The organism is Mucilaginibacter sp. 5C4, from assembly GCF_034345625.1.
Taxonomy (GTDB): domain Bacteria; phylum Bacteroidota; class Bacteroidia; order Sphingobacteriales; family Sphingobacteriaceae; genus Mucilaginibacter; species Mucilaginibacter aurantiaciroseus.
In genome coordinates this window covers 2,627,541-2,642,494 of the sequence record NZ_CP133775.1, presented here as the reverse complement: position 1 = coordinate 2,642,494, position 14,954 = coordinate 2,627,541, and the positions used below count along the sequence as shown (strand labels likewise).

Below are 14,954 nucleotides of genomic sequence, written 5' to 3'. Positions count from 1 at the left end.
AATCTTACTATTTTGCGGTAAGTTAAATCCCTTTGTAAATGAGATTGATTGTTCGTGGTGTTGTAATAGTACTTGCCCTGTTTGCTGTGTTTAATGCATCAGCACAAAAGAAAAAGAAGGATCTTACCCAGTTTGTTGACCCCTTTATAGGTACGGGTGGCCACGGCCATACTTATCCCGGTGCGGTTGCCCCTTTTGGCATGGTGCAGTTAAGTCCGGATACCCGTTTAGAGGGTTGGGATGGCGCTTCTGGCTACCATTATACCGATACGGTTGTCTATGGATTTTCGCATACTCACCTAAGTGGCACCGGCATAGCCGACCTTTGCGATGTACTATTTATGCCCACAACCGGCGAACCCCAGTTAAAGAATGCCGATTACCGATCAGGCTTCCAAAAGAAGAACGAAACGGCCTCTCCGGGCCTGTACAGCACTTTTCTTGATAAATACAACATTGGCGTGGAGCTTACCGCAACTACCCGTGTAGGTATTCACAAATATGATTATAAGGATGCCAAACAAGGCAATATCATTATAGACCTGCAACATCGTGATGAGGTGCTGGATAGCTGGATAGAAGTTATTAACGATCATGAGATCAGAGGCTTTCGTCGTTCAAAATCATGGGCTACTGACCAGCATTTGTTTTTTTACGCCAAATTCTCCAAGCCATTTAAAAGCTATGGCATAGCGTTGAACGACCAGGTTCAACAAGGGGAAAAGAAAGTTAGGGGGAAAAATGTAAAGATGTATATCCAATTTAATGACCCTGGGGTAGTCATTTCGAAGGTTGGGATATCATCGGTAAGTGCCGATGGTGCACTAAAAAATATCGACTCTGAAACGCCCGATTTCGACTTTAAAAAGACCGTAAAAAGCACAAAACTGGCCTGGAACGAAGAACTTTCGAAGATCCAGGTAGAAGGTGGCGCCCCTGCCCTTTCGCAACAACAGGAAGCCAATTCAGTTTACAACCCTTACGGTTATAACCCTCCGTCAGCACGCGGAAAAGGCGGCAAAAAAGTTGAGGCGCCTGACTATGCCAAACAAAAGCAGATCATGTTTTACTCGGCCTTATACCATTGTATGGTTGCACCAAGTATCTATAGTGATGTGGACGGCCAATACCGCGGCATGGACCAAAAGATCCATACCGCCAAAGGGTTTAACTATTACACGGCATTCTCCTTGTGGGATACCTACCGTGCCGAAAACCCGCTGCTCAACATCATCGACCGCAAACGCACGCTCGACTTTATAAAAACTTTTCTTGCTATCTATGAACAGGGCGGCTTGCTACCCATTTGGCCGCTGGCTACTACCGAAACCTATTGTATGGTAGGCAATCATTCTATACCGGTTATTGTAGATGCTTATGCAAAAGGCATCCGCGATTTTGATGCTGAAGAAGCTTTTGCAGCTATGAAGGCTGCCGTTAACCGCAACCAGTTCGGGTTAGATAATTACCGTGCTACCGGGGCTGTAAATGCCGATGTAGAGCATGAGTCGGTAGCCAAGACTTTGGATTATGCCATTGATGACTGGTGCATCGCCCAAATGGCTAAAATGCTTAACAAGCCACAGGAATATGCCGAGTATATCAAACGCGCCCAATACTGGAAGAACGTCCATAATAATAAAAATGGCTTTATGCAGGCCCGCGATAATGGCGGTTGGTACACGCCCTTTGAACCTACCGAGATCAACAATAACTACACCGAAGGTAACGCCTGGCAATACAGTTTTCTTGTCCCCCAGGATGTTGAGGGATTGGCGAACAGCCTTGGTGGTAAGCAAGCCCTTGAAACTAAACTTGACGAACTATTCAGCACAAACGCCAAACTAAGCGGCCGCCAGCAGGATGATGTAACCGGTTTGATTGGCCAGTACGCCCATGGTAACGAGCCGAGCCATCACATTGCGTACCTGTACAACTTTACCAACTCGCCCGATAAAACGCAGTATTATGTGAACAAGATATTGCGGGAACAATACAGCGCCAAACCCGATGGCTTATCGGGTAATGAAGATTGCGGGCAGATGTCGGCCTGGTATGTCATGAGCTCGCTTGGTCTATATAACATCGCGCCGGGGCAGCAGCAATACCAGATAACCGCCCCGCAGTTTGCCAAAATGGTTATCAACCTGGAAAATGGTAAAAAGTTCACCATCAGCAACCCGGGTGCTACTGTTGGTCGCGGTAACTTTTATATACAGGGCATGAACCTCGATAAAAAGCCCTACAATAAGCTGTTCCTAAATTATGAGGATTTAGCCAAAGGCGGAGATTTTGAAGTGTTTACAGGATCTTTGGCCAATAAACTGCTTATGCAGGAGTTGGAGAAACCAACCTCTAAAATTACAGATGAACTGATCGTACCTAACCCATACATCACATCGGGTACCAAAACATTTAAAAATGCTATTACCGTTGAGATAGGCTGTGCCGATAACGCTGCAAAGGTCTATTATACTTTAGATGGCAGCACGCCTACCGCTTCGTCTACCCAATATAATAAACCCATTAGCATATTGGTGAATACCGTCGTAAAAGCGATAGCTATCAGCAATGGCAAAAGCAGTTTTGTAAATGTAGCCAAATTCACTAAGATCCGTGGTGACATAAAACTGTCGCTTATCAATAAATACCTACCAAATTATTCGGCACAGGGCGATGAAACACTGATAAACGGCGTCCACGGAACGGCAAACTGGCGCCTTGGCAACTGGCAGGGCTACCAGGGCAATGACCTTGAAGCCATACTCGACTTAGGCCAGGTAAAACTGGTTAAACAGGTTAGTTTTGGCGCTTTGCAGGATACCCGCTCCTGGATAATATTCCCGCCGAAAGTAGAATATTGGCTGTCTGATGATGGTAAGAATTACAAGCTTGCTGCTACAATTAATAGCAAGATAGCTATTAAAGAACTTGAGCCGCAAACCCAGGAATATACCGCGCCCATCAACAAAAAAACTCGGTATATTAAAGTAATAGCTAAACAGTTTGGCGCTTTACCCGGATGGCATGAAAGCAAAGGCAGCCCTTCTTATATTTTTGCGGATGAGATAACGGTGGAGTAATATTAGTGAGAAAAAACATCCTATCACTTCTCCCAACCCGTTTCCTTTAATGCCGGGTCGTTTTCTTTAGCCAGGAAATCGTTATTTGATAATGAGCCTGCATCCCATTCAAGGATAGCTTCATTTGGCACCACATCCACAGGTGTTTTCCACGAGGTTGAGGTTTCGTTATATGCCAAGTTGCTTTGCAACGAGTAGCAGGAAATGATACTCCAGCGCGGTTTATCAGATAAATTACCTTCCGATCGATGCAGCAGGTTACTATGGAAAAACAGGGCATCGCCCGGCTCTATTTCGCAATACACCAGTTCCATAGTTTGCAGGGCGTTGTTCACCATAGTCATATCTGCCCCAACCTGCTCGCCCGAGAAACCGTGGTTTACCCGGCCCAGTTTGTGCGAGCCTTTTATCACCTGCAGGCAGCCGTTCTCTTTGTTGGCTTTAGTAAGCGCTACCATAACACTCATTAATTGATTTGGGAACATAAATTGGTTTTTGTACCAATAACCGTAATCCTGATGCCACTCCCAAGCGCCGCCAACCTTGGGCTCTTTCTGCATTAATTTAGAGTGGAAATGGCAAACAGGCGCATCGCCATCAAGCAATTGCCCAACCGGGTTTATCATCTTTTCGCTCCGGGTTAAATAGCCAAATACATCGTTACCGGGCGTAAACCATAAAGACAGGCGGGTCTTTTTGCCGTTCTGGTCGTTAAGATCGAGCGCGTTCTTACGCATGGCATCGTCATTTAAGGCCGTGCTGTAAAGCCGCTCAATTTCTTGTGCCGAACAAAAATTCTTTACTACAATATAACCGTCGCGATGATAATCGCTCAGCTGCTGTGCGGATAATATGTTGCTTGCCATAAAATTGGTATAAAATGATAGGTAAATTTAAGCAAGTATGTTGATTTTTTTGTAACAAATGCCTTTGCGTTTAGTCAAACACAAAGGCACAGTTAAACATAAATCTCAAATGAATATGAACTGGAAATTTTTATCACGTAAAAAGAAAGACGAGAACAAACCCAAAAAAAGCGCAGTACGCGAATGGCTTGATGCTATTTTGTTCGCGCTGATAGCATCTACTATTATCCGTGGTTTATTGTTTTCGGCGTATGCTATCCCATCCGCATCAATGGAAGGCAGCCTGCTAACCGGCGATTATTTATTTGTTAGTAAAATAGCTTATGGCCCTCGAATGCCTGTTACGCCAATATCAATTCCGTTTTTAGAATCGACCGTTACCGGTGCCAAGATCAAAACCTATTGGGAAGGCTTGCAATTGCCATACTACCGCCTGCCGGGCTTAGGCGAAGTACAAAAAGGCGACGCTGTTGTGTTCAATTACCCTGCCGAAGCCGTTGACCGCCCTGTAGATATGCGCACCCATTTTATAAAACGCTGCGTAGGTACACCGGGTGATATCATTGAGATCAAGGATGCTAAGGTTTACGCGAACGGTAAACAGGTTGCAAATGCGCCCAAAGCCCAGGCATCGTATTTGGTGACCACCACCGGTGCCGACCTAAACCCCGAAATGATCAGCAACCTTAAAATTGATGTGCGTTACCAGTACGCGCCTAACAGTTACGAGATGATCATCCCTCCGGCCAGCCTGAGTGAGTTTAAAGGTTATTCTAACATTGTAGCTGTAAAAGAGGTTATTGAGCCCAAAGGCGAATACAGCCCGCAGATTTTCCCGCATAACGAAAAATTTAAATGGAACGAGGATAACTTCGGCCCGCTGCTGATCCCTAAACGCGGTGCCACAATTCTGCTGAACGATTCTACCATGGCATTGTATGGCCGTTCTATAGAAGTTTACGAGCATAATAAAGTTACTCGTAATGGCGCTAATGTTATCATCAATGGTAGAAAAGCTGATAAATACACGTTTAAAATGAACTACTATTGGATGATGGGCGATAACCGCCACAATTCAGAAGATTCGCGCTTTTGGGGCTTTGTGCCCGAAGACCATATTGTAGGCAAAGCCATGATAACCTGGATGAGCATCGATAGCACCCAAAGTGCATTAAACCAAGTTAGGTGGAACAGGGTTTTAAGGGCGATACGTTAAAGTCTTAACTGCACGTCTCCGTACACTTCCTGTAATAATATCGATCAAACTGATTTAAATGGCCTGTTTTATATATCTAATAATCAGTTAATTAAATTAGTGGCATTTGCTTTGAGGTATATTATGCCAATTGCAAAGTTATGAGCAAAGACAACAAATTCATCATCAGGCGTACCCTTTCGCAGGAGCGCTTTGAAATACTTTGGAAAAAGCGCAGTAACGGACAGGCAACCCTACGCGACCTCACCGAAATGGACGAGATCATCAATCGTGATGCAGTTGTGCGCCAGTTTGTTTTAGAAGAAATGGCAGGCGAAGAGAACCCGAACAATGATGTTGATATACAGGATATGATGAAGCAACCTCTACAAACCCATCAAAGCTTTATCGATAAGTTGAAGTCGTTTTTAAACAAGCTGTTCCACAATTTTACTGCTACCCGTTTGCAACCCACCGGTAATTATTAAACCGGCATCGGTTGTAACTTTTTCATTTAATTCCATCACAACGCATTAAATTTAAGATATTAGGGCTGCATACTTTTACTGCCCTTTTATGAAAAGATTTTTACTACCTGTTTTACTGTTGTTAAGCATTTATGCGACTGCCCAAAGGGTTTCTAAAAAGCCGCTTGACCAAACGGTTTACGACGGCTGGCAAAACATAGCTAACGAACGCATCAGCAACGATGGCAAATGGATAGCTTATGTAGTAAAACCACAGGAAGGTGATGCAAACCTTGTTGTATTGGATGCAAAAGGTAAAAACCAAATAAACATCCCAAGGGCAGATACGGTGCGGTTCACGCCCGATTCTAAATACGCTTTGTTTCTCATCAGGCCGTTTTATATGGACATCCGCCAGGCTAAGATCAAAAAGAAAAAGCAGTCGGAATTTCCGAAAGACACCCTGGGCATCATCACCCTCGGTAAAAACTTCATCAAAAAGATCCCGGCTATCCGTTCATTTAAAGTAGCAGATAAAGCATCTGTTATAGCCTACATCTCTCCCGCTGATACATTGAAAAAACCTGAAGCATCAGATACTTCTAAAAAAGCCATTGCAACAACCATTGCCCCGCCAACAAAAGACGGTGCCGAACTCACTATACAGCAATTAGCAAACGGTAAAACCCGCAGCTTTAATTATGTGAGCGATTACCAGCTGACCAAAAATGGTAAATGGCTTGCCTTTTCTGTAACTGCGCCAAAGAAGAACAATACGGTTAAGTCGGGATTGTTTATTTACGATGTAGAAAAGGATTCGCTTAAAGCAGTAAGTACCGGCCGCGGTAATTATAAAAATATAACTTTTGACGATGCAGGCAAACAACTGGCATTTACTGCCGAAAAGAATACGGAGAAGGCATTGGTAAAACCATTTAAGCTGTATTACTACACCGCATCTAAAGATAGCGCTACCGTTATTGCCGAACCAGGATCTAATGGCATGCCTGTAAAATGGGCGGTTAGTGGCGATGGTAAAGTAACGTTTAGTAAAAGCGGTAACAATTTGTTCTTTGGCACAGCTCCCATCCCAAAACCTGCCGATACTACTTTGGTGGATTTTGAGAATGCCCGTGTAGATATCTGGAATTATAAAGACGATTACCTGCAACCGCAACAGCTAAAAAACCTGCAGCGTGAATTGAAACGCAGCTACCAGGCGGTTATCCGCCCTGCAGACGGGACAAAGAGATTAGTTCAGTTGGGCGACCTTTCCATTCGCGAGATCTCCATATCAGATAATAACGACGCGCCATTTGTATTAGGTTTGACCGATACAGGCGCACGTGTACAAGCCCAATGGGAAGGTGGATCCCAACAATCGGCACATCTTATCAACACCAAAACAGGTGAGCGCAAACGTATAAACGACCGATTAAAAGCGCGTTACAGTATTTCATCCGGTGCTAACTACGTGGTTTGGTTCGATTCAAAAGATCAGAACTGGCATAGCTATAACATCGCCACCGGCAGAAAACTTAATATAACCGCAGGTACGCACGTAAAAATGGGTGCCGAGGATAATGACGTACCCGATGACCCGTCGCCATACGGCATTGCTGGCTGGGAAGAGAGTGATAAGCGTGTGCTGATCTACGACCGTTACGATATTTGGGCGGTTGACCCTGCGACAGGTAAATACACCAATTTTACAAACGGCATGGGCCGCAGGTATAAACTGGAGTTCCGTTATAACGCTACCGACCCCGAGGAGAAATTCATTCCATCCAAAAAAACACTTTGGATGATCGTACAAAACGACGAGAATAAACAATGGGGTTATTATAAAAAAGAGTTGGCCAGTGATTATGCGCCTAAAAAGGTGACTATGGCGCCAATGGGCTACAGCGGCTTGCAAAAAGCAAAGGATGCAAATGAATTTATTTACACCAAATACAGCTATACAAAATCGCCTGACTTGTATGTATCAATTGATCTGATAAAGGAAACCAAGCTTAGCGCTATCAATCCGCAACAACCTCAATACAACTGGGGCACTGCCGAATTGGTGCAATGGACAACCCCGAAAGGATATAAATCAAAAGGCATCCTGTACAAGCCCGAGGATTTTGATCCAACAAAGAAATACCCGATGATCGCTTATTTTTACGAGAAACTATCTGACGGTTTGTACAATTACCTGCCCCCTTCCCCTACACCATCGCGCCTACCAATTTCGTGGTTTGTAAGTAATGGCTATTTGGTATTTGCGCCGGATATTAGTTACGAAACAGGCCACCCGGGGGCTTCTGCCGTTGAATTTGTAAACTCGGGCGTGGAAGCTTTAAAGAAAAACCCTTGGGTTGATGGGCAGCATATCGGCATCCAGGGCCAAAGTTGGGGCGGTTACCAGGTGGCTTACCTTATTACCCAAACTAATATGTACGCTGCTGCCTGGGCGGGCGCGCCGGTTGCTAACATGACTTCCGCCTATGGTGGTATCCGTTGGGAAAGCGGCATCAACCGACAGTCGCAATACGAAAAAACACAGAGCCGCATTGGGGCTACCCTTTGGGATAAACCGAATTTATATATCGAGAACTCTCCCCTGTTTCAATTGCCAAAAGTAAAAACCCCGGTGGTAATTATGAGTAATGATGCCGATGGTGCCGTGCCATGGTACCAGGGTATAGAGATGTTTACCGCACTACGCAGGTTAGGCAAGCCTGTTTGGCTGCTTCAATATAACGACGAAGCCCATAACCTGGTTAAACGCCAGAACCGCAAAGACATCAGCATCCGCGAAGCACAATTTTTTGACCATTTCCTGAAGGGCGCACCAATGCCGGTATGGTTGGATAAAGGTGTACCCGCAGTGGATAAAGGCAAGGATTGGGGGTTCGAGATGAGTTGGCAGTAAACAAACTATGTCATTGCGAGCGATAGCGTGGCAATCTCAGCATATCCACTTGTCCTTTGAGATTGCCACGTTGCTATGTTCTTCGCAATTACGTAGTATTATTTGAGGTAATAATGCCTAATACAATTCAACCTGTCATCCAACTCATAAACCCAGGGTGTTGCGGTGGGGATATCCAACTTGGCAACATCTTCGTCGCTTAAGTTTTCTATGTATTGGATAAGGGCACGCAGGCTGTTGCCATGCGCGCAAATGATCACCTTTTTGTTTTCGCGGATGGCGGGCACAATGCTCTCGTGCCAGAATGGTAACGCCCTGTTCATGGTTTCGCTTAAATTTTCTGTTAGCGGAAGTTCGCGATAAGTAAGGTCATTATACCTTAAATAATGGCCGGGGAAACGCTCGTCCTGCTCGGTTATAGCAGGTGGCTTTTCGTGAGGGTCGCGGCGCCATTTTTGTACTTGCTCTTCGCCATATTTCTCAATGGTTTCAGCTTTGTTTAGCCCCTGTAACGCCCCGTAAAAACGTTCGTTCAACCGCCAGGATTTATGCACCGGGATCCATAGCGCATCCATCTGCTCCAACGCAAAATGCATGGTTTTTATGCTGCGTTTCAAAACGGAGGTAAAACCAATATCAAAGGTATAACCATTTTCGGCAAGCAGCTTACCGGCGCGGATGGCTTGCTGAAGGCCCCCTTCAGACAGGTCTACGTCCGTCCAGCCCGTAAAGCGGTTCTCCAGGTTCCAAATACTCTCGCCGTGGCGTATCAAAACTAATTTCTGCATAACTGATAGTTTAACACGCAAGCTGTGTTTGAGTTTAAAAACTATTGCTAATTCGTTTTATTTAAATTAGATTGCATATTATAAACCAAATTTAAACTTTATTATGATACCTACCACTCCTGCACCGGTGGTTGTTAAGGATGGCATTGCCAACCCTGCACCGCTCGGCCTTTGCGCTTTCGGCATGACAACCGTTTTGTTAAACATCCACAACGCCGGCTTTTTTGAAATGAACGCCATGATACTTGCCATGGGCATCTTTTATGGCGGATTGGCCCAGGTTATTGCCGGTGTTATCGAAGCGAAAAAGAATAATACATTCGGGCTTACCGCTTTTACATCATACGGCTTCTTTTGGCTATCGCTGGTTGGGCTAATAGTAATGCCTAAACTGGGCTGGGCGCCAAAGGCAAGCGAAGGTGCTATGTGTGCTTATTTAGCCATGTGGGGTTTCTTTACCTTTTGTTTGTTCTTTGGTACACTTAAATTAAACCGCGCGCTGCAATTCGTATTCGGATCGTTAACCATATTGTTCGGCCTATTGGTTTGGGGCGATGCTACAGGCAACGAGAGTGTTAAACACCTTGCGGGATACGAAGGTATTATCTGCGGATTATCTGCAATATACGCTGGTATTGCAGGGGTGCTGAATGAAGTTTACGGGAAAGAAGTATTGCCGATCGGCACTGTTTAGCCTCTCCCCAACTTTCTCCAAAGGAAAGGGAGTTAAAAAAGATTAGGTGAGGCTCTCAAATATTTCTGCTAAATTGCACGGGTGAAAGATCTAAAAAAATATTACCTGTTACCGGCCACACCCGAGGAGGTGTACACGGCACTTACCAACCCCCTAACGATGGAATTATGGACGGGCGAAAAAGCGGAAATGTCTACCGAGCCCGGTTCTGAGTTTTCCTTGTGGGAAGGCAGCATTGTAGGTAAAAACATTGAGTTTGAAGAGGGAAAGAAAATAGTACAGCAATGGTATTTCGACGGCCAGAGTGATGAGTCTATAGTTACCATCAAGATCCACCCGGATAAACATGGCTCATCTATTGAACTTAGGCACACCAACATCCCTGATGATGATTACAACGACATTACCGAAGGCTGGAACGACAGCTACTTTGGTAACCTGGCAGATTTTTTTGCTGTAGGATAATTGAGAGATGCAAGATAGAAAGAGTCAAAAATTAAGAAGTAAACTAAACAGCATATAACAACAAAAGAGCCGCCCCAAATGGAGCGGCTTTTTTTACTTTAAGGTGTCTTGATTCCCGACTCTTGTGGTCTTGAATCTATCCCTTAGTATAAAGTGAACTCTACACGACGGTTTTGCTGACGGCCTGCTGCTGTTTTGTTAGTAGCAATTGGCTGGCTTTCACCGTAACCAGTAGCCTCGATGCGTGATGCGTTAGCACCTTTGCTTACAAGATAAGTTTTGATAGATTCTGAACGGTCTTTAGATAACCTCAAGTTTAAGGCATCAGAACCGGTATTATCTGTGTGGCCTGCTAATTTCAAGCTGAAGTTTTTATCAGTTAATAAGCGTGCAACACGGTCTAAGCTTGGGAATGATTTATTGCGGATAGTTGATTTACCCAAATCAAATTCAAGGTTGTTGATCGCGTCTTTAACAACACGTTTGTCTTCTTCGGTGATGTAAACAACCGGTTTAGCCAATGGGCAACCAGAACCATCTACCTTAGTACCTGCTGGTGTGTTAGGGCATTTATCGTTAATGTCTAATACACCGTCACCATCGCTATCAACAGTTAACTTAGCTAAGTTGGCGTTAGTAGTGTTCAGGTCATTACGTAACTGATCGTTTTTAGCTTTTTCTGCATCAATTTGTGCTTGTAATAAAGCTTTTGTTTGTGCATTCTGCCATACATACTCGGTACGCATTGAGTTAACCGGGTTGTAAGTAGCCATGTTAGGTGTTTTAGAGCTTCCTAATAAGAACTCTAAACCTGCGTGAGCGTAAGAGAACCTGTCATTTGTATTACCTACATTGTAACCATCAAAGTTATCTGACTGTACAAAGTTAACCTGATAACCAAGATCTAAGTTTATGTTGCTACCTAAGTTGATTTTGAAACCTAAACCTACCGGTATAAAAAATTCGTTGATTGAATTTTCGCCTGCGCCGTTCGTATATGCGGTTGTAACACCGGCAACATTAGTAGTAGTGGTTTTATAGTTCATATAGCCCGCACCTGCAGTTAAGTAAGGCTGGATAGATGATTTAGCATGAAACCAACTGATATTACCTAAAGTAATATTTGTGCTTAAAGCACCAGACCAGTTCATTTTAGTGTTAAAGCTTGTTGGTGTACCTACACCGTCCTGGCCCCTTTGACCGCTAACTTCACCACGAAGGAAATCAGCCTGTAAGCCAAATGTTGGCGTAAATTGTTTCTTAATGTAAGCACCGTAACCAAACTCAGATTGTGGCTGGCGAAAATCCTGACGGCCATTCGCGCCAAAAATTGTGAAAGGTGTTAACAAACCACCGTGGATACCTATAGACCACGTTTTAACAGGGCCGCCAGAAAATGGCTTTACATAGTTTTGTGTATTAACCGAATCGGTTTGTGCGAAAAGAGAGCTACCTGCAAGTAAACCGGTAAGCAGTAGGGATGCTTTTTTTAAATTTATTTTCATGTTGTTAAAATTTGTATGTCCGCTAAACTGGATAACCGGACACATGGCACATACCAACATTAATGCCACTAAGTACTTTTAGTATTATACGCTATAATTAAAAAATGAACTTGATTTATATAAAACACGAATAAAATGCTATGTAATAGCAGATTATACCGAAACTTTGACTGTTTAAATAAAAAGGTCAAGATGATCGTCGATAAAGTTTATAGGAGATATACAAGTGACCCCAAAAATATACAATGCGGGCTTATTTAAGCCATAACCGCTATGGTATTAAATACAGTTAGTGCCCCGGTTTTGGGTAGTTGTTTATTGGTTTAAGGTGTGGCGAAGGTAGTTGGGTATTAAAAGGGCAATGCAGCGCACGCTGCCATCAAGCAGGTGCGCTGCAATATCTTTAACCGTCCACAGGCGTGCAACAGTGGGTTTGTTCCATTCTTCCGGAGATAAGGAAAAAAGCAGGTCTATCAGCAACTTATCCAGTACCGGGAATAAGTGCAAGGTTGGTATAGGTATCGCCTGCCCCATTTATTTGGTTATTCTGATGGATGGATTATTACCTTCCATTGAATATCGGCAGCAGCCTTATAAAGCGTAGCAGCTACAGAGCAATATTTATTAAGCGATAACTCAACAGCCTTTTTAGCCTTATCCTCATCCACATCGCCATAAATATGAAACTCAAGCATGATGTTTTGCCAAAGCGAAGGTTCTTTACCTGCTTCGCGTTCACCAATAATCACCATTTTATAATCGGTAACATCCTGGCGCTGTTTTTTTAGGATAGCAATAACATCAATGGCCGAGCATCCGCCTAAACCCATTAAAAGCATTTGCATAGGGCGCACGCCAAAGTTTTGGCCGCCACTTTCGGCACTGCTGTCCATACGTACAGTATGGCCATATTCGTCTGTGGCTTCAAAGCCGTATTCGCCGCTAACGCGGGATAGTTTTATAGTAGGCATAGTAATGTATTAATTATGCTAAGTTAGGCTTTTGGCAGAATATTAAAATACCAAAGCCATATATTCACGTTTATTACATAAAGTGCTAACATGAAAAAGCTATTGTTATCCATTATGTTCTTTTGCTTCGCGACAACAGGCTATTCGCAAACCAACCTGATCTCGTACGACGACCTGAGTTACCTGCTCCATAATAACATTAACAAGGCCGATACCTTTTTGTAGCCAAAGGTTATACCCTTACCAAAAAGGACGATAAAAAGAGCACCCGCAAATACGAACTAAAGATCTCCGGAGGCACTTATGTTACAAACAGCATACGTGTGGATGGCAGGCGGATGTATATTGAGATGGAAACCAATGAGCTGGGGCAGTATAATATGATCTACAATTCGGTATCGCAATACATCAACAAAGAAAGCAGCACGCCCGATGTACAAACCATTGTGGTGAAAGACCTTGGCACCATCTACATTATGGTAAACGATGCTGTACCCTACAACCCCACCCGCCGCGAATACACGCTAAGAATAGTGGCCGATAAGGGTATCACAGCTTACAATTAATGCAGCTGGTTTTAGACAGCGCTGTGTTTTAGATAGAATGCTTTTTTTATCGCGAAGCAAACATTTGATTTTAAATGGATTTCAGCGTGGTAAATTATTCAAAAAAAATTAACTTCATGCCGTTAATCACATTCTATGGCCTTAAACTATATCTGGATAGCCTTTTTCCTTATTGCATTTGTAATTGCATTTTGCAAACTGGTTTTCCTGGGTGATACAGAAGCTTTTAAGCTTTTGGTTGATGGCATGTTCGATAGCTCTAAAGCCTCGGTAATGGACATTGCCCTACCCCTTGCAGGTAATATGGTTCTGTGGCTGGGCATCCTAAACATTGGCGAAAGGGCCGGTGCCATGAATTTCCTGGCGCGTATTGTAGGCCCTTTCCTGAGCCGCTTGTTCCCCGAAGTGCCCAAAAAACACCCTGCAACCGGGCAAATGATGATGAATTTTTCGGCTAATCTGTTAGGGTTGGACAATGCCGCTACCCCGCTTGGCTTAAAAGCCATGAACAGTTTGCAGGAACTTAACCCCAATAAAGAAACCGCCTCTAATGCGCAGATCATGTTTCTGGTGCTGCATACATCGGGATTGCAATTGCTGCCGGTAACTATTATTGCGCAGCGTTTTATATTGCATGCAAAGGACCCTGCCGATGTATTGATACCCTGTATAATAGCCACATATGTAGCCACAATTGTTGGGATGATTGCCGTGGCCATCAAGCAAAAAATAAACCTGTTTGATAGGGTGATATTAACATGGATTGGCGGGATGACGGCTTTTATACTTGCATTGGTTTGGTACTTTACCCAATATCTGGATAAAGAACAGATCACAACCGTATCTAAAGTATCCAGCAATCTGCTTATCTTTTTGATCCCTACCGTTTTTATTTTAGGGGCGCTTTATAAAAAGGTAAACGTATTTGAAAGTTTTATAGATGGTGCCAAAGGCGGCTTTGAGGTATCGGTTAAGATAATCCCCTACCTTGTTGCCATGTTAGTTGCCATCAGCGTTTTCCGTAACAGTGGTGCATTAGAGTACCTGAACAGCGGTGTACGCTGGGCAGCAACGCAAGCCCATTTAGATACACGTTTTGTTGATGCCATGCCGGTAGCTTATATGAAGCCATTAAGTGGTTCTGGCTCAAAAGCCATGATGATAAACGTAATGCAAACTTACGGGCCTGATAGCTTTGCGGGCCGCTTAGGTTCTGTGTTCAACGGCTCTGCCGATACTACATTTTACATCGTAGCTTTATACTTTGGTTCGGTAGGCATTAAACGGTCGCGTTATGCTATCCCGGCAGGCTTACTGGCCGATTTTGCAGGCGTTATCGCGGCTATATTTATATCGTATTTGTTTTTTGGCTAAACAATACCCGGAAGCCCACTTCGGGTTTACATTATATTCGATTCTGTTGTAACACAGCAG

The 14,954-nt window shown here is 43.9% G+C and carries 14 protein-coding genes; 9 read left to right on the top strand and 5 right to left on the bottom strand.

Annotated features, from left to right (window positions below; translation table 11 throughout):
* Positions 1-38: 38 nt before the first annotated feature.
* The gene (locus tag RHM67_RS12410; protein WP_322227066.1) at positions 39-3,083 is read left to right on the top strand and encodes a GH92 family glycosyl hydrolase; all 3,045 of its coding nucleotides are present in this window, start codon (positions 39-41) and stop codon (positions 3,081-3,083) included.
* Between the two features lie 23 nt (positions 3,084-3,106).
* Here the strand turns inward: RHM67_RS12410 and RHM67_RS12405 are convergent, their stop codons facing one another.
* A complete protein-coding gene (locus tag RHM67_RS12405; RefSeq protein WP_322227065.1) occupies positions 3,107-3,949 on the bottom strand; it encodes a phytanoyl-CoA dioxygenase family protein in 843 nt (280 codons plus the stop codon).
* 115 nt (positions 3,950-4,064) lie between these two features.
* Here RHM67_RS12405 and lepB point away from each other — a divergent pair, with 115 nt between their 5' ends.
* From lepB to RHM67_RS12390, 3 genes are all read left to right on the top strand, one after another.
* A complete protein-coding gene (lepB, locus tag RHM67_RS12400) occupies positions 4,065-5,165 on the top strand; it encodes a signal peptidase I (RefSeq protein ID WP_322227064.1) in 1,101 nt (366 codons plus the stop codon).
* Between the two features lie 140 nt (positions 5,166-5,305).
* Complete coding sequence (locus RHM67_RS12395; protein ID WP_322227063.1) at positions 5,306-5,632, top strand: hypothetical protein; 327 nt, start codon at positions 5,306-5,308, stop codon at positions 5,630-5,632.
* 88 nt (positions 5,633-5,720) lie between these two features.
* The gene (locus RHM67_RS12390) at positions 5,721-8,531 is read left to right on the top strand and encodes a prolyl oligopeptidase family serine peptidase (protein ID WP_322227062.1); all 2,811 of its coding nucleotides are present in this window, start codon (positions 5,721-5,723) and stop codon (positions 8,529-8,531) included.
* A 98-nt stretch (positions 8,532-8,629) separates the two neighbouring features.
* Here RHM67_RS12390 and gpmA read toward each other — a convergent pair whose 3' ends face one another.
* Positions 8,630-9,319, bottom strand: a complete 690-nt coding sequence (gpmA, locus tag RHM67_RS12385; RefSeq protein ID WP_322227061.1) for a 2,3-diphosphoglycerate-dependent phosphoglycerate mutase — start codon at positions 9,317-9,319, stop codon at positions 8,630-8,632.
* A gap of 103 nt (positions 9,320-9,422) precedes the next feature.
* On the opposite strand from gpmA, the gene RHM67_RS12380 reads away from it, so the two are divergent.
* Entirely contained in the window at positions 9,423-10,013 is a 591-nt protein-coding gene (locus tag RHM67_RS12380) for an acetate uptake transporter (protein WP_322227060.1), read from the top strand.
* Between the two features lie 81 nt (positions 10,014-10,094).
* Positions 10,095-10,478 (top strand): SRPBCC domain-containing protein, encoded by a 384-nt coding sequence (locus RHM67_RS12375; RefSeq protein ID WP_322227059.1) that lies wholly within the window; start codon positions 10,095-10,097, stop codon positions 10,476-10,478.
* Positions 10,479-10,621: 143 nt separating this feature from the next.
* On the opposite strand, the gene RHM67_RS12370 is transcribed toward RHM67_RS12375, so the two are convergent.
* The 3 genes from RHM67_RS12370 to RHM67_RS12360 form a co-directional block, all read right to left on the bottom strand.
* A complete protein-coding gene (locus tag RHM67_RS12370) occupies positions 10,622-11,983 on the bottom strand; it encodes an OmpA family protein (protein ID WP_322227058.1) in 1,362 nt (453 codons plus the stop codon).
* A gap of 315 nt (positions 11,984-12,298) precedes the next feature.
* Positions 12,299-12,517 carry a maleylpyruvate isomerase N-terminal domain-containing protein gene (locus tag RHM67_RS12365; protein WP_322227057.1) on the bottom strand — a complete coding sequence of 73 codons (219 nt, stop codon included), beginning with the start codon at positions 12,515-12,517 and terminating at the stop codon, positions 12,299-12,301.
* Positions 12,518-12,525: 8 nt separating this feature from the next.
* On the bottom strand, positions 12,526-12,954 hold the full coding sequence (locus RHM67_RS12360; RefSeq protein ID WP_322227056.1) for an OsmC family protein: 429 nt from the start codon (positions 12,952-12,954) through the stop codon (positions 12,526-12,528).
* 90 nt (positions 12,955-13,044) lie between these two features.
* Here RHM67_RS12360 and RHM67_RS12355 point away from each other — a divergent pair, with 90 nt between their 5' ends.
* The 3 genes from RHM67_RS12355 to RHM67_RS12345 all read left to right on the top strand — a co-directional run bounded on the left by RHM67_RS12355 (position 13,045) and on the right by RHM67_RS12345 (position 14,894).
* Positions 13,045-13,179 (top strand): hypothetical protein, encoded by a 135-nt coding sequence (locus RHM67_RS12355; protein ID WP_322227055.1) that lies wholly within the window; start codon positions 13,045-13,047, stop codon positions 13,177-13,179.
* 125 nt (positions 13,180-13,304) lie between these two features.
* A complete protein-coding gene (locus tag RHM67_RS12350) occupies positions 13,305-13,520 on the top strand; it encodes a hypothetical protein (protein WP_322227054.1) in 216 nt (71 codons plus the stop codon).
* Positions 13,521-13,655: 135 nt separating this feature from the next.
* On the top strand, positions 13,656-14,894 hold the full coding sequence (locus tag RHM67_RS12345) for a nucleoside recognition domain-containing protein (protein WP_322227053.1): 1,239 nt from the start codon (positions 13,656-13,658) through the stop codon (positions 14,892-14,894).
* Positions 14,895-14,954 lie beyond the last annotated feature (60 nt).